General features: G+C 55.7%; 19 protein-coding genes and 1 pseudogene. 8 read left to right on the top strand and 12 right to left on the bottom strand.

What is annotated here, in order from left to right:
• Positions 1 to 270: 270 nt before the first annotated feature.
• Both VEB01_RS04405 and VEB01_RS04400 read left to right on the top strand, forming a co-directional pair.
• Positions 271 to 2046 (top strand): SLC13 family permease, encoded by a 1776-nt coding sequence (locus tag VEB01_RS04405; protein WP_324873157.1) that lies wholly within the window; start codon positions 271 to 273, stop codon positions 2044 to 2046.
• 40 nt (positions 2047 to 2086) lie between these two features.
• Positions 2087 to 3100, top strand: coding sequence for an FAD:protein FMN transferase (locus tag VEB01_RS04400; RefSeq protein WP_324873155.1), 1014 nt, complete (start codon positions 2087 to 2089; stop codon positions 3098 to 3100).
• A gap of 29 nt (positions 3101 to 3129) precedes the next feature.
• Here VEB01_RS04400 and VEB01_RS04395 read toward each other — a convergent pair whose 3' ends face one another.
• The 3 genes from VEB01_RS04395 to VEB01_RS04385 all read right to left on the bottom strand — a co-directional run bounded on the left by VEB01_RS04395 (position 3130) and on the right by VEB01_RS04385 (position 5185).
• Entirely contained in the window at positions 3130 to 3552 is a 423-nt protein-coding gene (locus VEB01_RS04395) for a hypothetical protein (protein ID WP_324873154.1), read from the bottom strand.
• A gap of 118 nt (positions 3553 to 3670) precedes the next feature.
• Positions 3671 to 4381 (bottom strand): TVP38/TMEM64 family protein, encoded by a 711-nt coding sequence (locus VEB01_RS04390; RefSeq protein ID WP_324873153.1) that lies wholly within the window; start codon positions 4379 to 4381, stop codon positions 3671 to 3673.
• 459 nt (positions 4382 to 4840) lie between these two features.
• A complete protein-coding gene (locus tag VEB01_RS04385) occupies positions 4841 to 5185 on the bottom strand; it encodes a hypothetical protein (RefSeq protein WP_324873152.1) in 345 nt (114 codons plus the stop codon).
• A 245-nt stretch (positions 5186 to 5430) separates the two neighbouring features.
• On the opposite strand from VEB01_RS04385, the gene rtcA reads away from it, so the two are divergent.
• The gene (gene rtcA / locus VEB01_RS04380) at positions 5431 to 6501 is read left to right on the top strand and encodes an RNA 3'-terminal phosphate cyclase (protein ID WP_324873151.1); all 1071 of its coding nucleotides are present in this window, start codon (positions 5431 to 5433) and stop codon (positions 6499 to 6501) included.
• A 9-nt stretch (positions 6502 to 6510) separates the two neighbouring features.
• Complete coding sequence (polX, locus tag VEB01_RS04375; protein WP_324873150.1) at positions 6511 to 8235, top strand: DNA polymerase/3'-5' exonuclease PolX; 1725 nt, start codon at positions 6511 to 6513, stop codon at positions 8233 to 8235.
• A 215-nt stretch (positions 8236 to 8450) separates the two neighbouring features.
• Here the strand turns inward: polX and yihA are convergent, their stop codons facing one another.
• A complete protein-coding gene (yihA, locus tag VEB01_RS04370) occupies positions 8451 to 9068 on the bottom strand; it encodes a ribosome biogenesis GTP-binding protein YihA/YsxC (protein ID WP_324873148.1) in 618 nt (205 codons plus the stop codon).
• 121 nt (positions 9069 to 9189) lie between these two features.
• On the opposite strand from yihA, the gene VEB01_RS04365 reads away from it, so the two are divergent.
• The 3 genes from VEB01_RS04365 (at position 9190) to VEB01_RS04355 (ending at position 11498) form a co-directional block, all read left to right on the top strand.
• Positions 9190 to 9795: a c-type cytochrome gene (locus VEB01_RS04365; protein WP_324873147.1), complete on the top strand. Its 606-nt coding sequence runs from the start codon at positions 9190 to 9192 to the stop codon at positions 9793 to 9795.
• 162 nt (positions 9796 to 9957) lie between these two features.
• On the top strand, positions 9958 to 10605 hold the full coding sequence (locus VEB01_RS04360) for a thiol:disulfide interchange protein DsbA/DsbL (protein ID WP_324873146.1): 648 nt from the start codon (positions 9958 to 9960) through the stop codon (positions 10603 to 10605).
• 101 nt (positions 10606 to 10706) lie between these two features.
• A complete protein-coding gene (locus VEB01_RS04355) occupies positions 10707 to 11498 on the top strand; it encodes an endonuclease/exonuclease/phosphatase family protein (RefSeq protein WP_324873145.1) in 792 nt (263 codons plus the stop codon).
• Between the two features lie 29 nt (positions 11499 to 11527).
• On the opposite strand, the gene VEB01_RS04350 is transcribed toward VEB01_RS04355, so the two are convergent.
• The 4 genes from VEB01_RS04350 to VEB01_RS04335 form a co-directional block, all read right to left on the bottom strand.
• On the bottom strand, positions 11528 to 12763 hold the full coding sequence (locus tag VEB01_RS04350) for an ABC transporter ATP-binding protein (protein ID WP_324873144.1): 1236 nt from the start codon (positions 12761 to 12763) through the stop codon (positions 11528 to 11530).
• Between the two features lie 129 nt (positions 12764 to 12892).
• Positions 12893 to 13705, bottom strand: a complete 813-nt coding sequence (locus VEB01_RS04345) for an FRG domain-containing protein (RefSeq protein ID WP_324873143.1) — start codon at positions 13703 to 13705, stop codon at positions 12893 to 12895.
• Positions 13706 to 13841: 136 nt separating this feature from the next.
• Entirely contained in the window at positions 13842 to 14231 is a 390-nt protein-coding gene (locus tag VEB01_RS04340) for a type II toxin-antitoxin system HicB family antitoxin (protein WP_324873142.1), read from the bottom strand.
• A gap of 9 nt (positions 14232 to 14240) precedes the next feature.
• A complete protein-coding gene (locus VEB01_RS04335) occupies positions 14241 to 14420 on the bottom strand; it encodes a type II toxin-antitoxin system HicA family toxin (protein ID WP_324873140.1) in 180 nt (59 codons plus the stop codon).
• A gap of 278 nt (positions 14421 to 14698) precedes the next feature.
• Between VEB01_RS04335 and VEB01_RS04330 the strand changes: the two genes are divergently transcribed.
• Positions 14699 to 15685 carry an IS110 family RNA-guided transposase gene (locus tag VEB01_RS04330; protein WP_324873139.1) on the top strand — a complete coding sequence of 329 codons (987 nt, stop codon included), beginning with the start codon at positions 14699 to 14701 and terminating at the stop codon, positions 15683 to 15685.
• Between the two features lie 78 nt (positions 15686 to 15763).
• Here the strand turns inward: VEB01_RS04330 and VEB01_RS04325 are convergent, their stop codons facing one another.
• The 4 genes and pseudogenes from VEB01_RS04325 to VEB01_RS04310 all read right to left on the bottom strand — a co-directional run.
• Positions 15764 to 16366, bottom strand: a complete 603-nt coding sequence (locus VEB01_RS04325; protein WP_324873137.1) for a hypothetical protein — start codon at positions 16364 to 16366, stop codon at positions 15764 to 15766.
• 101 nt (positions 16367 to 16467) lie between these two features.
• Positions 16468 to 16872: a hypothetical protein gene (locus tag VEB01_RS04320; protein WP_324873135.1), complete on the bottom strand. Its 405-nt coding sequence runs from the start codon at positions 16870 to 16872 to the stop codon at positions 16468 to 16470.
• 129 nt (positions 16873 to 17001) lie between these two features.
• On the bottom strand, positions 17002 to 17319 hold the full coding sequence (locus VEB01_RS04315; protein ID WP_324873134.1) for a hypothetical protein: 318 nt from the start codon (positions 17317 to 17319) through the stop codon (positions 17002 to 17004).
• Between the two features lie 23 nt (positions 17320 to 17342).
• Positions 17343 to 17487 (bottom strand): annotated as a pseudogene (locus tag VEB01_RS04310) (IS481 family transposase); the annotation flags it as partial.

Raw genomic sequence — 17487 nt, 5'->3', positions numbered from 1 at the left:
CAAGGCTGGGCAACGCACCGTCGAGGCGATTGGGGACGCCATCGGCGAACTGTTGAATCAGCTGACTCCGGCCGAATGCACGAACTACTTCCGGAACGCCGGTTATGCCGTATAGCCGACGTGAAAATGCTCTAGCGTTATAGCTTTTGCCTAATCGGAACTCTTAGTTCGTTATAGAAAAATAAAGTTCTATTCTTTTTCGTCATTAAAATCCTGTTTAGAATGTCCACCTTTTGAACGGCAACTATTTTTCCCGAGGCGAAAACTGGTATGAGCGGACAGGCTTGGTTGGCGGTCGGCGTGGTCATGGGGTGCTTAAGCTTGCTGCTGTTCACGGCCGCCGCACCCGAGTTGATACTGCTCGGCGGGGTCGTGGTGCTGCTCATGACGGGCGTGCTAACGCCGGAGCAAGCTTTGGGCGGTTTCTCCAACGAAGGCATGATGACCGTTGCCTTGATGTATGTGGTGGTAGCGGGAATACGGGAGACCGGCGGTGTCGATATGCTGGTCCAGCATGTGCTCGGGCGCCCGAAATCCCTGCGCGGCGCATTACTGAGGCTAATCGTGCCGGTGACGTCGGTGAGCGCCTTCATGAACAACACACCGCTGGTGGCGGTTTTTCTGCCCGCCGTTCTGACTTGGGCGAAGCGCCTGCAAATTTCGCCCTCGAAGCTCCTTATTCCGCTCAGTTACGCTGCGGTCGTCGGTGGGACAATCAGTTTAATCGGCACCAGCACCAATCTGATCGTCAATGGTCTTCTACTGCATAGCGATAGGCCGGGGCTAGGGCTATTCGACATCGCCTGGGTCGGTATTCCGTGCTCGATTCTCGCTGCGTTTTACATTTGGTTACTAGCGCCCACGCGGTTGCCGGAACGCAAGCCCGCCAGCGCCGTGTTCGAGAACCCCAAGGAATATACGGTTGAAATGGCGGTGGAAGAGAATGGAGCCTTGGTGGGTAAAACGGTCGAAGAGGCCGGTCTCCGTCATTTGCAGGGATTGTATCTGGTTGAAATCGAACGTGGCGATGAAGTATTGGCCGCGGTTGGGCCTTACGAGCGCCTTCAGCCGGGCGATCAGTTGGTTTTCGCGGGTGTGAGCGACTCGGTGGTGGAATTGCAGCGGATCAAGGGTTTGCGCCCGTCGGCCGATCATGCGTTTACCCTGGAGGACCGGAAGCATCGCGAGCGCGTGCTGGTGGAGGTGGTCGTTTCGCCGCAATGCGGACTGGTGGGCAAAACCATCAAGGAAGGCCGTTTCCGTATGGTCTACGGCGGTTCGGTGATCGCCGTGGCGCGCAACGGCCAGCGCATCTCCGGCAAAATCGGGGAGATTCGGCTGGAGCCTGCGGATACGCTATTGCTCGATGTCCGCCCGCCTTTCCTGGAGCGGCACCGGAATTCCAATGATTTCCTTCTGGTCAGCCAAGTGTCGGAGTACCTGCCGGTTCGTCATGAGCGCGCCGGCATGGCTTGGCTGATTTTGGCCGCTGTGGTGCTCAGCGCTTCTTTCGAATGGCTGAGCATGCTGAAGGCCGCTCTGCTTGGCGCGGCCGCCATGTTGCTGACGGGGTGCTGTTCCGTGCCGGCCGCCCGGAAAAGTCTGGACGGTCAAGTATTGCTTGCCATCGCCGCTTCATTTGGTCTCGGCAAAGCCTTGGAGATATCCGGTGCGGCATCGGGAGTCGCACACGGCTTTCTGAGTGTTGCAGGGGATAATCCGCTTGTGGTGCTGGTGCTGTTTTATTTCTTGACCGTCGTGCTGACCGAACTGCTCAGCAACAACTCGGTGGCGGTGTTGATGTTTCCCTTGGCACTCGCCATCGCGGATAAGCTGGGCGTCAGTTTTTGGCCGTTCATCATCGCAGTGATGATCGCCGCCTCCATGGGCTTTTCCACCCCCATCGGCTATCAGACCAACTTAATGGTTTACGGCCCCGGCGGTTATCATTTCAACGACTTCATCCGTTTCGGCGTCCCTTTGAACATCCTGATGGGGATCGTAGCGTTGAGCATTATTCCCTGGGTGTGGCCGTTTCATCCGTAGCGTATTTTTGCAAGGCGCACGCTTTACTCGGTTTTTTCTCATGAAGCTTCGATACATTTCTTGCCTGCTGGCCGTCTTAGCGTTCACCGGTTGCGAACGAGCGGCCGAAACCCAGCTTTCCGGGTCGATTCAAGGCACCACCTACCATATCAAGATGGTCATGGATAAGCTTGAGGTGACGCCGGAACAGGTTAAAGCCGATGTCGAAGCGGTGTTCAAGCTCGTCGATGAAAAGCTGTCGAACTGGCGGGAGGATTCGGAAATTTCCCGCATCAACCAGCAGAAAACGAGCGACTGGATTTCGGTCTCGCCGGAGATCGTTCAACTGGTGACGATCGCGAAGGATATCCACCAACGCTCTCAAGGTTGCTACGATCTTACGGTAAAGCCCTTATTCGACCTGTGGGGCTTCTCCAAACACGAGAGCCGGGTGCCGGAGCAAGGCGAGATCGATCGGATCTTGGCTCACGTGGGCATGGAGAAATTGGAGGTCGATGCGGAAAACGGCCGCATCCGCAAGCAGGACCCGGAGCTTGCGATCGACCTGTCATCCATCGCACAGGGCTATACCGTGGGCGCCGTAGCCGATCGGCTCGAAAGCCGGGGCATTCGGAATTACTTGGCGGAAATCGGCGGCGAAATGAAGGTCAAGGGGCGCAAGGCCAACGGCGCGCAATGGCGGGTAGCCATCGAAAAGCCGACGCCGTTGGTTCGGGAAGTCCAGCGCATCCTGGATATCCACCAGGAAAGCGGCACAGCCGTCATGACTTCCGGAACGTACCGCAACTTCTTCGAATCCGGCGGGCAAAGCTATTCCCACATCCTGAATCCGAAGACCGGGCGTCCCGTGACCCATAATCTGCTGTCCGTTACGGTTCTGCACAATGACCCGACGCTGGCGGACGCGTGGTCCACGGCTCTGTTATGCGTGGGTGAAATTGAGGGGGCCAAGATCGCCGAAGCCGAGGGCCTCAAGGCTTTATTCATCTACCGGGACGGTCAGGAGCTCAAGGAGCGCATGAGCAGCCAGTTTTTAAGCGCCCCGGCACCTTAGCTTTAGTAAGGCACGACGGAGCCGTTCCGTTAAAGCCCCGACTCCCGCCTTTTCGTTTCGGGAGCCCGTTCCGCGTGCGGTTCGGCCGTGCGGTGTTTTCCGAAATAATACAAGATGTGCGAAAAGCCCAGATAAACCAGGGCGAGGACGAAAGTCTGCCGAATCGGCAGGTCGTTGAGCATGGCGTAAAATTCGGCGCCACCGGCCGTCAGAAGAAATATGAACCCGATGAGCAGCGCTTCGATGCGGCTTCCCCGGCGATAGCGGAAATACCACAGGCCAATCTGGCTGATCAGTAGGTAGCCGACAACGATGAATAGGTTGTTCCGCAATGGACCGTAGAGTCCCTCCGCGTCCGGTATGATGAGGCCGGGTTCGTTTAGAGCCGCGAACCCGCCCAAGATGGATAGCCAGACGGCAAAATGGAAATTTAAGGCCACCGCGCGGTTCATAAATCCCCCCTTATTGCTAGTTGAACGGCTTGCCACCCTTTCGAGGAGCCGGAAGGCGATTAGTTCCCGATCCGATCAAGGCGGTGGAATCGCGCTTTGCCGTCCTATCATGGCCCCGTTAAGTCTTGCGTCTGGGCCCCGTGTCGTTTCTTCGTAATAGAGCGGGGAGAACGATAAGCAGGCCGAGGAGCGTAAAGCTAAGGATCACCTCCGGCGACAAGATGTCTTCGATGTTGCTGATCTCGCCCAAAGCTTGCCCTAGGTTGACATAAACAAAGCTGCCGGGAATGACACCGATCGCGGTGGCCAGAAAATAGGTGCGGGCACTGATGTTGGTCACGGTCGGCGCCAGATTGACCAGCCAGAATGGAACGAGCGGCACCAGCCTCAGAAAAAGCAGGTACCGAAAGGCGTCGTTCTGGAATCCTTCAACAATCTTTGCGGCCATAGGCGACTGCGATAATTTGGCGCGGGCGAAGTCGGCAAAAATGAAGCGTGCGGCCAGAAAAACCAGCAAGGCGCCCACGGTTGATGCAATCACCGTCACTAATGTGCCCAACCAACGCCCGAACAGCAAGCCCATAGCCAGCGACAGTATCACACCGCCCGGAATGCTGAAGGCCGTCGAAGCGAGATAGGCGAAAGCCGAGGCGAACAGCATGAGTGCATAGTTTTGCTCGGTGAAAGCCAGAAGTCGGTCGCGGTTTTCTTTAATGAATTCGAGGCTTAGCCATTGATTCCCTCCGATAGCAAAGAAGGCGGACAGCACGGCGACGAAAATCAGGGCCAGACCAATTCTGCCGTAAAAGCGCTTCTGTTCGTTGGGCATGAGTCCGTCTCCGGGAAGAAACCGAAGCCAGTATACAGTCGGTCAGAATGAGAATCTGTTTATAAACCTACTCCGCGGACGTGATTCCCTAGTGCGGGCGGTGCTCGGACAAATCCGCCGGGAGCGGATTTGGACGCGAAGCGCCGCGGAGCGGTGAAACACAGGACGGGTTTCATCACTCCTCACCTACTCGCGTGTAGGCTCCGGTTGCTCCGGCCGCTCCCTGTCCTGAGCCTGTCGAAGGGCCGGCTGATGCCGGCTCATCGCGGTTTCTAAACAGCTTCTGAGATAAAAATGCGCGGTCGGCCGATGCACCGAATCCGATTGAAAGGGAACGCGCTGTCGAGTTCGATGGGAGTCCACGAAGGGCTTGTCGGAAGCGATAGCCGGAAAACAGCGGTGCCGGTGTTTCCTCCAGCCCGTCCCACAGCCGACGACCGGGTGGGCTGAAGGTCGGTATTACGGCTTCATTCCATTCTTTAGCGCGTTGAACAGTGCATTGCCCGCGACGGTGTTATCGCTTCCCACCAAAACCATGATCATGAGTTTGCCGTCCATCTTCAAACATTCAACCACGCCGGTTATATGTTCGCTCCATGAACGGACCGAATCCTCATCCTTGGTGATTCTTCCTGCTTTTTCCAAGTTCAGAATCGACTCGCCCTTGTTAACGCAGTCGGCTTGGCTCATGGCGCCTCCGTCCAGGTGATCCCACCACATATCGGGCGCTGCAGAGGCGGCAAACGACACGCTGCTCATCAATAAGCAGGCGAAGAGGGGCTTAAGGAAGCTTTTTGTGGGCATGGGGAAATCCTCCTTGGTTTTGTCCGTTCGACGGCTAAATCGGTCGACGACCGTTGCTCCTACAGATTTAAACTATCATCCCGGTTGTTTCTAAAGTAGGCTGCATTAACTCCGCTGTCTCAGGGGGACGTATCGAAACGACTTGGCCAGCCTCTTAGTTAAGACACTGAAAAGTATCTAATTGCAACGGGATGATGAACACTCATTCCTCTCATCAAAAGACTAATGACAAGGTAACTCAGACCATGGATCGCATCGTTATCGATGGCTCCTACGGCGAAGGCGGCGGGCAAATCCTGCGGACCACGCTCTGTCTGTCCGCCATCACCGGTCGTCCCGTGCGTATCGAAAACATCCGTGCACGGCGGAAGAAGCCCGGATTGGCGGCCCAGCATTTAACCGCCGTGCTTGCGGCGGCCAAACTGTGCGACGCCGACTTAAACGGCGCCGAACTGTATTCGAAGACCTTGACGTTCACACCGCGGGCGAAGCCGCGAGCCGGGGATTATCTATTCGATGTGGCCGAAGCGAGGCAAGGGGGAAGTGCCGGAGCGGTATCGCTGGTGCTTCAAACGGTCTTGCTGCCTTTGGCCTTAGCCGAAGGCGACTCCCGCATAATTCTGCGGGGCGGAACCCACGTGCCCCTGAGTCCGCCGTTCGATCATCTCCATGACGTGTGGCTGCCCATTATCAATCTCATGGGCATTCGCGCCGAACTCAGCCTCGAACGATTCGGCTGGTATCCGGCCGGAAAAGGCGAGGTGCTCCTAAAGACGAACGGAATAGGGGGCGGGCGAGGAAGATTGCAGCCTCTGAATTTGCCGGATCGAGGCGAACTGATCGAAATATCGGGCCGTGCGCTTGCCGCCAATCTCCCCGACCACGTGGCGAAACGCATGGCTGAGCGCGCCTCGGCCATCCTGCGGCAAAAAAACATTCCTTGCGAGATCGCCCCGGTCTCCATTCGGGCGGCCTGCCCGGGGGCGGGGATTTTTCTAATCGCTCGCTACGAACGGTTTATCGCCGGTTTCAGCGCCCTGGGCGAACGGGGAAAACCCGCGGAGCAAGTCGCCGAAGATGCCTGCTCAAAGCTGTTGGAGCATCACCGTTCGAGCGCTTCGGTGGAACGGTATCTCGCCGATCAGCTTCTGCTGCCTTGCGCTTTAGCCGAAGGCGAGTCCGTTTTTACGGTCGACCCGCTTACGCGGCATCTCTCGACCAATGCCTGGGTCGTGGAGCATTTCGGCATCGCCGAAGTCGAAATGATATCGACCTCGGCCACGGCCGGTTTGGTGCGAGTGCTACCGAAATCGTAAGAAGTAGCCATGCCTGTTCACAACGCCGACATTGCGGCAATCTTCGAGGAAATAGCCGATCTCCTGGAGATCGAGGGCGCGAATACGTTTCGGATTCGCGCCTACCATAATGCGGCCCGCATTCTCCAGGAACTGGGCAAGGACGTGCGCACGATGGTGCAAAAAGGCGAGGATCTTACCGACTTGCCAGGCATCGGAGCCGACTTGGCCGGCAAGATCAAGGAAATCGTCGACACCGGCCGCTGCAAAGCGCTGGACGATCTTCACAAGCGGATGCCGCCCGCCATCGCAGAGCTCTTGAAAATCCCTGGCTTGGGTCCGAAGCGGGTGCGAGCGCTTTACCGCGAACTCGATATTCAAACCGTAGAGCAGCTTCGGCGCGCCGTACGCAATCATCGAGTCCAGGAGCTTCCCGGCTTCGGCGAGAAGACCGAGATGCACATCGCAGATGCTCTGGAAACCCACGGCGGCGGAGCCGGGCGTTACAAACGGGTGACCGCCGATGAATACGCGGAGGCGCTGCTCGATTACTTGAGCCGGGTTCCCGGCATCCGGCGGGTAGTGATTGCCGGCAGTTATCGCCGTGCCAGGGAGACGGTGGGCGATCTCGATATTTTGACGACGGCGGAAGCGGGAAGCCCGGTGATGCCGCGCTTCATCGAATACGACGAAGTTGCGGAGGTGTTGTCCCATGGCGCCACGCGCGGCAGCGTGCTGCTGCGTTGCGGACTGCAAGTGGACTTCAGAGTGGTGCCGGAGGAAAGCTACGGTGCGGCGCTCCATTATTTTACCGGCAGCAAGGCGCATAGCATCGCCATTCGGCGCTTGGGACAGGAGTTGGGGCTCAAGATCAACGAATACGGGGTATTTCGCGGCGAGGAGCGTGTGGCAGGCGATACCGAAGAGTCGGTCTTCCAGGCGGTCGGCCTGCCTTTCATCCCGGCGGAACTCAGGGAAGACCGGGGCGAGATCGAGGCGGCCAGAGCGGGACTTTTGCCGAAACTCGTCGAGCTTTCCGACCTCAAGGGCGATCTTCATGCCCATACCAAAGCGTCGGACGGCCACAACACTATTCTGGAGATGGCCGAAGCCGCGAAAAGCCGCGGCTTGGAATATCTCGCCATCACGGAGCACTCCCGCCGGCTGACGGTGGCCCATGGTCTCGATCCTCTCCGGCTGCTCAAGCAGATGGACGAGATCGATCGGCTGAATGAAACCTTGGAGGGCATCGTCGTCCTCAAGGGCATCGAAGTGGACATTTTGGAGGACGGCGGCCTGGACCTGCCGGACGATGCGCTCAGTCGGCTCGATATTGTAGTCGGTGCGGTGCACAGTCGCTTTGACTTATCCCGAACCCGGCAGACCGAGCGGCTTCTTCGCGCTATGGATCATCCCCATTTCACCATCCTGGCCCATCCCTCGGGGCGCTTGATCGGGCGCCGGGAGCCTTACGATGTCGACATGTTGCGCATTATCCGCAAGGCAAGGGAGCGCGGGTGTTTTCTTGAGCTCAACGCTAACCCGGAGCGCCTCGATCTTGTCGATACCCACTGCAAGATGGCGAAGGACGAAGGCGTGCTGATCAGCCTTAATTCCGATGCGCACAGCACTCTGGATTTCGGGAATTTGCGCTACGCCGTGGGGCAAGCCCGGCGCGGCTGGCTGGAGGCGCAAGATGTGGCGAACTCCCGTTATTTGAGCGAGCTGCGTCAGTTGCTTCAGCGGACTCTTTAGCACACGAAGCAGCCGTGGAACTTTTCTCGACCTAAAAAGTCTTATGGATTAAGTGTCAGGAACGACGCGAACTACTCATCTCCTCCCTTTGAGTAGTGTCATTCCCCCGGTACCCCCCAAGCCGGGACTTTACTCCGAAGCACATCCCCCCTATTTGCTTCGGAGTTTTTTCTTTTGATGAACCGGTAATTCGGCATCGATCGCGCGCGGTGAACTCAAACCGCATGCGATTGAGGCATCTCCAGCCAGCGGTCCAGCACGGCGCAGGCTTCCTCCAGACCGAGGCGTTTGAGTGCCGAAAAGAGCTGCAAGGTAACCTTTAGTCCTTCTTGCGCGTTCAACTCGGCTTCCACCTTCCGTAAGGTCTGGAGCGCGCCCCCCCGGCTGAGTTTGTCGGCCTTGGTCAAGGCAATGTGCAGAGGGAGTTCCCAGTGCCGGCACCACTCGATCATGCGGTGATCGAACGGGGTCAAGGGATGGCGGATGTCCATCACCAGGAACACCCCGCGCAACGAGCGGCGCTCGCTGAAATAAGTTTCCAAAGCCTGCCGCCAGGTTTTCTGGATGGCCTCCGGCACTTGGGCATAGCCGTAGCCGGGAAGGTCGACCAACCGCCGTTCATCGTCTACGCGGAAAAAATTGAGCATTTGGGTCCGGCCCGGCGTTTTGCTGACGCGTGCCAGCGCTTTCTGCTGGGTGATCACATTGATCGCACTCGATTTTCCGGCATTAGAGCGGCCCGCGAAAGCGACTTCGAAGCCCTCGTCCGGTGGAGCGTTTTTCACGCTCGGTGCGCTCGTCAGGTAATGGGTATTTTGATAAGGGGTATTCATAGGGATTGAATCGGGGAAACCTGTTGACTTTTGTAGTCTACCTGTATTTGATTGGCGCTCTAAAACAAGCCGCAGGTCGGCGTAAAACAGCTTTATTTTGGTTTGCCAGAGCGAGGAGTCAATGATGGGGAAGCGTGCATTATGGGTTTGTTTCGTTTTATTGAGTGGTTATTCCCTCGCTCACGCTGAAGGGAATGCGGCAGCAGGGAAGGAAAAATCGGAAGCCTGCGCCAGCTGTCACGGCGACGACGGAAACAGCAATGCACCTATTTTTCCTAAGCTGGCCAGCCAGCACGCATCTTATACCGCTAAGCAATTGCGCGAATTCAAATCCGAGAAAAGGGCCAATCCGACGATGACGGCTATGGCCGAGCCTTTGAGTGACGCGGACATCGACGATCTCAGCGCTTACTTCGCCCAGCAAAAGATCAAGCTCGAAAAGGCGGGGGCGGCTAATCCTCTCGGAGAGACGATTTACCGCACCGGCAATGCCTCGTCCGGCGTTCCGGCTTGTACCGGTTGCCACGGTCCGGATGGTGCCGGCAACCCTTCCGCCATGTTCCCGGCTTTGCGCGGCCAGTACGCCGCTTATCTCGAAAAGACCTTAAGCGATTTCAAGGCAGGCGCTCGAGCCAACGACGCTAATTCTATCATGCGGTCGATTGCGGCTAAGTTGAGCAACGAAGAAATCACCGCGGTATCCGGCTATGCGTCGGGACTACAGTGAGGTCAATCCGTCAAAATCGGCCGATTTATCGCCTCGCGGGCACATGATTCATGGTTTTCGGTTTAAAATTCCAATGACTTCAGTCGGCGGGTCTGGACGAAAGGCTGTCTCGACTCTCGATAATTTTCAGAGTTCGGATCATTTCAGAACGGAGCATGTTTAATGAAATCGGCGTTGAGTTTGGTGGTTTGCCTGGTGTTGTTTGCGGCGGCGGCTTTCGGTGAGGCTAAGCCGGAGGAGTTCAAACAAGGCGTCGATTACGAACTGGTAAATCCCCCGCAAACGACCGCCGATCCCGCCAAGGTTGAAGTCATCGAGTTCTTTTGGTATGGCTGCCCCCATTGCTATCACTTCGAGCCGGACTTGAACGCATGGCTGAAAAAGAAGCCCGATAATGTCACGTTTATTCGGCAACCGGCGATTTTCAACGCGCGCTGGGCGGCTCATGCCAAGGCGTACTTTACGGCGGAGACGCTCGGGGTACTGGATAAAGTCCATACCGATTTGTACGACGCCATTCAAAACAAGAAGCAAGCGCTGGAAAGCGAGGCGGACTTGACCAAGTTTTTCGCCGACCATGGCGTGGCCGAAGAGGCTTTTCGCAAGGCGTATAAATCTTTCGCCGTGGATACGAAAATGAGACAGGCGGAGACTATGGCGGCCAGGTACGGCGTAACGGGAACGCCCAATGTCATCGTTAACGGGAAGTACCGGATCGCTCCCCAGCAAGCCAAATCGTTTCCTCGGATGATTGCGATCATGAACGATCTAATCAACAAGGAGTCCAGCAGGGCGAAGGGCGCCCAGTAAACTGTGTACATGAAAAAACATCAACATCATGCCGCCGGATTAACGGCGAGTACGTTGGGGGTCTCGTGTCATTAAGTACTGTCATGGCATCTCGAACTGTTGTGAGCTCTCTCGAAGCTACCGCGCCGATACACAAGCGGCGCATACGATTTGCCAGCTTCAATATCCAAACGGGCATCACGACGTCCAGCTATCGAGACTACATCACCGGGAGTTGGCGCCACATCTGGCCGTCTCAAAAGCGGCTTCCGAATCTGATTCGGATCGCCCATCTTCTCAGGCCTTTTGATATCGTGGGTCTACAGGAGGTGGACGGAGGCGGCGCCCGTAGCCATCACATCGTCCAGACGCAATATTTGGCCGAAACGGCAGGTTTCACCTACTGGCATAACCAAGTCAACCGGCGCATTGGCAATCTGGCTCTGCACAGCAATGGGCTGCTGAGCCGCATCAAACCGGATTTCATCCATGACTATAAACTGCCGGGCTTGCCGGGGCGGGGGGCCTTGCTGGCCCGGTTCGGCTCTGTGGGAGACGACGCTTTATACCTGTGCATTCTGCATTTGGCTTTGAGCCGGCGCTCTCGTCTCAAGCAGATCGCTTTTGTCAGCGAATTGATTCGCGATCTGCCTTACGTCGTATTGATGGGAGACCTGAACTGCGAGCCGAATTCGCCGGAACTCAATCTTTTGACGTCCGCAACCGAGCTCTGCGACCCGATGTGCGAGCTGAAAACATTTCCGAGCTGGCGCCCGCATAAGATGCTCGATCACATTCTGGTGACGCCGAGCCTGCAGGTGGCGAATGTTCAGGTGATCAATTTTGCATGCTCGGATCATCTCCCCATCGCCATGGAAGTCGAACTGCCCGATCGTTTGGCGGTTGCAGCTTGAGTCGTGCGTCTCGGAGCAGAGTTAGGATTTCAGCCTATCCAATCCGCGTCCGAGACTTCAGCGTTCATCACGAATAATCCCTCGAAAGCCCGGTCGTGCTTCTGGACGACCGTCAGCGTTAGCAAATGCCCGGAATAGCCGAGCCAGTCTCCGGCCGAGGCGAAGCCGCCCGCAATGCGGTAAATCCCCGGTGTCAGCGACAGGAACGGCAGGCTCAGCCGCAACCGCCCGCCGGTCGGTCTAAGCGAAAACCGGTTTCCCGCAATTTCCGAATCGATCGAAGCGATCAATAAACCCGCCGAATTCCAGAACTGGAGCACCAAACCGGCGGATTCCACCGGCGTAGCGGCGGTATAGCTCACTTCGAAGTCCACGGATTGCCCCGTGAAAGCCTTCGCGCTGCCGGTGTTTTCCTGCCCTGTGACAGCTAAGGTCCGTATCGAGGCCGCTCCGTTGAAGTCCGCCGGCATCTCGGGTGCGGTCCCTAGCGGCTTGAGCTGCCGATTGAGATAGCCTACCGATTCGTAATACTTGAGAAACAGCTTGTCGGTTTCGCCGAAAGCGAGAGCTTCGCCATCGAAGAGGAGCAGGCAGCGGTCGGCTACGTGGCGAATATTCATTTCCGAGTGGGATACGAACAGAATTGTCGTCCCATTGCGTTTAAGGCTATTGAGCCGCTCCAGGCAACGAAGCTGGAACGCGATATCGCCCACGGCCAAAACTTCGTCGATGAGCAGGATATCGGTCGGAACGCTGGTCGCGATCGAGAATTCCAGCCGCGCGTACATCCCGTCGGAATAATGCTTGACCGGCGCGTCGAGGGACTTCTCCAATCCGGCGAAAGCCACGATCTCGTCCAATTTGGCATCGGTTTCCCGCTTGTCGAGTCCCAGTTGCGCGCATTGGATATAGATGTTTTCCCGGCCGGTCAGCATGGGCTGGAGCCCGGTGCCGAGGCGGACCAGGGATTTGACCTGCCCGCGCAACGCAATGCGGCCTCGATCCGGCCGGTAATCCCGATTGATCAGTTTCAGCAGCGTGCTTTTTCCGGCGCCGTTCGGTCCGATAATTCCGATGCACTCGCCCGGTCCGGCGGCGAAGGAAATATCGTGCAGCGCCCAAAACTCCTCGCTGCGAAGACGCTCCGCCAGCTTGAGGCGGAGTACGTTCCGGGACACGTCTTGAAAGCCATACAGAATGCCGGCCTTCAGCGACCGGCAAAATTTTTTTCCGACACCGTCGAACGAGATTGCAGGATGCGACACAGTTGGTCCGAGATTGTGTTTGTGAACGTTATTGATGTACGCCGGGATAAGCCCTTCGGCCCTTCGACAAGGCTCAGGACAGGCTTCGCGTTCCCGGCAAGCGGCGTAGGAATGCCGGGAACGCGATGCCTATTCCGGCCTACTTGGTGACTGCGTGCGGCAAGGTCCCGGCCCGTAATACCGTTTGAGCCACCGGCTTAGTCCGTCGAGGCCGGGAAAAAGCATCCGCTCGGTGACGTTGTCCTGATCGAGTTTGTCCCGCACTTCCCATTTGATCTCTTTCGGGATAATGATGCGGTAGTAAAGGCTCGGATGGTTCAAGAGAAATTCGCTCAAGACCAGCGTCGCGCCGGGCATCGTCGACATGATCGCGCCTTGGTTGACGATTCGGGCATCCAGCGACGGCGGCTCGAAGAAAAGCACGAAGCTGTCGTCTTTGGCCAAGCAGTCGAAGTCGTCGAGAGATTGGATGAATTCCAGCATCTCGACCGAGAACAGAAATGCGGATTCGCGTTTGAGCACCTCTCGAAGCTTTTCCGGAAGCAGGGACCGGGCCTCCACGGCATTGATGCACCAGATCGCCGCGTCCCGGTCGTAGTATTCCTCCTCCGCCGTGGCGAAATGCACCGCGACCTTGGGCGAGATCGTCCAATCGAGAAGACGGGTCGGCAAACCGTAGTGCTGGGCGACGGCCAACTGGACCCAGATCGTCTCCGCCGGTATCGATCCGGGCTCCGCGTATTTCCGGAAACCCCGCAGCATGGGCTTTTCGACATTGATGTAATCCCCACCCAGCCGCAAGAGGCTGTTCTCGAGCCCCCATGAGGCGTCGGCCAGGCCCCGGTAAACCAGGTCCGATCGATAGCGCTGCAGAGGGTTTCTAGGGATGTCGTACAAAGCCTGCATCAGCTCGGACCAACTCGCGACTCTGATGTCGTTCATGGTGTTCTCCGGATCGGGGGGAGGGCGATGGTCAAGAGATATCGATTTGTATCGTAGAGCACATTCCAGTTCGATGTGCCGACCATGGGGCACGCTCGCTTACGCCCACCTTGCAGATTGCTTAGGTCAGGAAGATTTAAGACAAGGTCATTTTTGCGATGAAGCCCGAGCGGGATTCCCCGGCGGCCTTAGCTCGCGCGTCCAAACGATGCAAAACTCGGCGCGGCAGTGTGATATTCACCCGCTCTACGGAGTCGTCGAGGGCGGCAGGATCGACCGTCACCACTGCCCACACCCAGTCCCGGTATTCCGGGTGGACCTCGCGCAATTCACTTAGGGTAGACGGCTTAGGAATCTCACCGCCTTGATCGAGCATGGCTTCCATCCAGCCGAGAATCGCATCCTCCGCATTCGCCAAGGCTTCGTCCAGGGAATCCCCGGCAGAAAAGCAGCCGGGCAAATCTGGCGCCACCACACCGAAGGCATGGGTGTCGTCGCCGGGTTCGATGGCAATCGGGTAACGCATGGCAGCCTCCTAAATTTCAGCCTGTTTGCGAATGGAACGCACGATTCCTGGCGGCAAATCCTTCTTCGGGTGCGGCACCACTACAATGCCGGGGCGGGTCGGATGCGTGAAGATGTGGTGCGAACCATTCACCCGGTCAAGCACCCAACCCGCCTTTTTTAGGTCCCGAATCAAGTCCGCGCTGTTCATTGTGTGTATTATACACACTCAGGCGGCTCCCCATGCGGCGGAATACGCGAGTACGCTATTCCACCCTTGTATCTTGTTTTCCGTGATGGTTAGCTCCCATCACCTGAGGCGGAGGAAGCTTGTGTGCACCCTTAAGGATCAACCTTGTCGCGTAGATCAAGCCCTCCACCTCCCTTCTCACGCCAGCCCAGACACTGAACGGTAGCCAAGGGTTCGACCCTGAATGCACAAGGCCAGTGGGCGGAGTTGGTTTTTTATGATTAGACGGATTCAGCCTTATGTTTTTCATCGGCATTGACGTTTCCAAAGCTAAACTCGATTGCAGCCTGCTGGTCGATGTGGCCGGCAGCAAACGCAAAACCAAGTCGGTCGCCAACTCCAAATCCGGCATTGCCGATCTCTTGACCTGGGTGGTCAAGCAAGGCATCGGGCCGACTGAGTTGCACGCCATCCTGGAAGGTACTGGCGTTTATCATGAATCCGCCGCGCTCGCTCTGTGCGATGCCGGCGTCACGGTTTCGATCGTCAACCCTGCCCAGGTCAGAGACTTTGGGCGGGGGCTGGCGGTGCGCACCAAAACGGATGGCGTGGACAGCTTCGTGCTCGCCCGTTATGGCGCCCTGCTCAACCCGCGGGCCTGGACACCCCCCTCCGCAGAAGCCCGCCTCTTGCAAGCCCTGCTGTCCCGTCGCGAAGCCATCGCTCAGGACTTGCAGCGCGAGCGCAACCGACTGGAGAAGGCCGAGGCGACTGAAACGCCCGACTTGATCCGGCAATCCATCGTCGATTCGATCACCTTCCACACCCAGCAGCTCGACAAACTGCAGCAGGACATCAACGACCATATCGACCGCCATCCCGGTTTGAAAGCCGATCTGGATTTGCTCCAAAGCATTCCTGCCGTGGGACCACAAGTCGGCACCCAGCTACTGGCCGTCATACAACAGCACGCTTTTCAATCCGCGGAGCAGTTGGCGGCCTATCTCGGCTTGGTGCCTGTGGAGCGCCAATCCGGCTCGTCCATCCTGGGCCGCGCGCGTCTGTCCAAGGCCGGCCCTGCCAGAGTGCGCGCCGTGCTCTACATGGCCGCCATTGTCGCGGTTCGTTACAACCCACACGTGAAATCACTCTACGAGCGGCTGTTGGCGCGAGGCAAAAGCAAAATGGCTGCCCTCGGCGCCGCCATGCGAAAACTCGTCCACCTCTGCTTCGGTGTACTCAAAACTCGAAAACCTTATCAAGTCAACTACGCAATTTCTTCTTGACTGGAAAGACGGTATCTACGCGGGCTAAAAATCTAAAGCGGGCTGCGGGGTACAAGCCCCAGCCCGCTCAGGGGGAGATTAAAATGGGTACACGTTCCAAATAGCCTGCTCTCCCGGGCTAATGGAAAAATTGATGTCTAACCTCTGATAAAAACCATGCTCATAAAGTGCAGTCAATGAGTATTCGATGTCACGATAATTGCTCGAATCGTATTCATGAACTGCTGCTACGATATGCCCTTCCTTGTTGCGAAAGACTTTTGCAATATTTAATCCTCTTATAACGGGACCTGAGTTTGGCAGTTCCACTACATCTGTCAATTTGTCGATCAACTTACTGAGTGTGAACGTGTTGGTAGGATCTAAGTCTGTGTTGTTTACTTGCGCAATCAAATAGGGGAACGTAATCCCATTGTTATGCGAAGTTTTTGGCTTATTTATTCCGTATCCATTTTTCAGATAAATTGCCTTTAAAAGCAATTCTATACCGATCCCAATAAGTAGTCGTTTTCTTGAGTTTCTGGCCAATAGTTTGTGATTAACCTCAAAGCGCATATCAGGCTTCTTCAGGTGAACAGCCTCTTTTAGTTGTGCTTCGGAAGTTTGCTTAAATAGCAGCCAATCGGATACACAGAAAATTTTAGAATACTGCTTCTTAATGGACTGTTCTAAGGAGATCACAAATTCACCACGATACGAGAATCGAGAAAAAACATTAAGTTTTACTTGTAAAACATATCATCTTTGATGAAGATGAAGGTAGTTTTAAATAGATGATGTTGTTATGGCATTATGCATTGGGCGTCTGGCGAAGTCCTTTGGAGTAGTTGCGCTAAGTTATCGCAAACGTTCTGAGGCGCTCCAGGCAAAATCAGCACATCTCGCTTTCCATCTACTATATAGGGTACGCCCATTGGTTGTTTGTTAAAAAATCCGGCCAGATATGAAACTTCTCCACATTTTGCGCTGACAATACTAGCAATGCCTATTTGCGCTTCCAGCTGTTTTTGGACAATGCGAAGATCGCTCTCGCATTTCGCTGCCGACGTTTTAAATAGGCGTGTTTTTCTATATCCAGCGACATCTTCAAATGTTACAGATGCAACGTGAGTGAATGACTCTGCTCCTTGTACAAGCGTAAATGGATACAACAATATAGTGAGGAATAACAAAATAGATTTATTCATTCTGGCGATCATATTATTAACCTAGAAGCCAGCAAAACAAATGGCCCTCAAATCTTCAATGTCTATATCTGATTTTTGTATTTTATCTAAGAATATTGAAAGCAATTGGCTCGGATTGTTGGTTGTTGTTTATTTAAAGAATCCAAACATAAGAAGGAGCATCTGCCATAAGAACGCAGAGATCCCTCCAATTATTGCTATAATAAATGTCGTAACAAATCTCGAATCCTGTTTGACAGGACCTCCATATGGTGAGGTTTTTACATAAACTGAAAAGTGCTTTCCTTGGGAGCTGCTAGAAGAACTTGCATGTATAGATAATGCAATTCCAACTAAGGCTCCAAGCGCACCTCCAATAGGTGGTGCAAATGATTTACCAGCTAATAGCGCTCCGATCAAACCAACAGTAGTAATCAAGATAATAAACGTAGTTTTATATGTGAACACGACTTCTCCAAGTTATTCGCTTTTTAAGTGTCAAGTCCCGCCTGTTTATAAACCTTCTTGCGAAAGAGATGGGGATGGGAGGTTTGCCAGTTTTTGAGAGCTTGAACGGGGGTGAGATGGCCCAAGGCCCGCTGTGGGATGTGCTGGTTGTAGAGGGCGACATAGCGG

Origin of the sequence: Methylocaldum sp. (assembly GCF_035627495.1) — a bacterium.
GTDB lineage: Bacteria > Pseudomonadota > Gammaproteobacteria > Methylococcales > Methylococcaceae > Methylocaldum.
Note: the sequence above shows the minus strand (reverse complement) of the source record. Positions and strands in the feature narration are given on the sequence as shown.

Bases quoted from the DNA above. Each gene is read 5' to 3' on its own strand.
- VEB01_RS04405 (WP_324873157.1), top strand. From the start codon at position 271: ATGAGCGGACAGGCTTGGTTGGCGGTCGGCGTGGTCATGGGGTGCTTA.
- VEB01_RS04400 (WP_324873155.1), top strand. From the start codon at position 2,087: ATGAAGCTTCGATACATTTCTTGCCTGCTGGCCGTCTTAGCGTTCACC.
- VEB01_RS04395 (WP_324873154.1), bottom strand. From the start codon at position 3,552: ATGAACCGCGCGGTGGCCTTAAATTTCCATTTTGCCGTCTGGCTATCC.
- VEB01_RS04390 (WP_324873153.1), bottom strand. From the start codon at position 4,381: ATGCCCAACGAACAGAAGCGCTTTTACGGCAGAATTGGTCTGGCCCTG.
- VEB01_RS04385 (WP_324873152.1), bottom strand. From the start codon at position 5,185: ATGCCCACAAAAAGCTTCCTTAAGCCCCTCTTCGCCTGCTTATTGATG.
- rtcA (WP_324873151.1), top strand. From the start codon at position 5,431: ATGGATCGCATCGTTATCGATGGCTCCTACGGCGAAGGCGGCGGGCAA.
- polX (WP_324873150.1), top strand. From the start codon at position 6,511: ATGCCTGTTCACAACGCCGACATTGCGGCAATCTTCGAGGAAATAGCC.
- yihA (WP_324873148.1), bottom strand. From the start codon at position 9,068: ATGAATACCCCTTATCAAAATACCCATTACCTGACGAGCGCACCGAGC.
- VEB01_RS04365 (WP_324873147.1), top strand. From the start codon at position 9,190: ATGATGGGGAAGCGTGCATTATGGGTTTGTTTCGTTTTATTGAGTGGT.
- VEB01_RS04360 (WP_324873146.1), top strand. From the start codon at position 9,958: ATGAAATCGGCGTTGAGTTTGGTGGTTTGCCTGGTGTTGTTTGCGGCG.
- VEB01_RS04345 (WP_324873143.1), bottom strand. From the start codon at position 13,705: ATGAACGACATCAGAGTCGCGAGTTGGTCCGAGCTGATGCAGGCTTTG.
- VEB01_RS04340 (WP_324873142.1), bottom strand. From the start codon at position 14,231: ATGCGTTACCCGATTGCCATCGAACCCGGCGACGACACCCATGCCTTC.
- VEB01_RS04335 (WP_324873140.1), bottom strand. From the start codon at position 14,420: ATGAACAGCGCGGACTTGATTCGGGACCTAAAAAAGGCGGGTTGGGTG.
- VEB01_RS04330 (WP_324873139.1), top strand. From the start codon at position 14,699: ATGTTTTTCATCGGCATTGACGTTTCCAAAGCTAAACTCGATTGCAGC.
- VEB01_RS04320 (WP_324873135.1), bottom strand. From the start codon at position 16,872: ATGAATAAATCTATTTTGTTATTCCTCACTATATTGTTGTATCCATTT.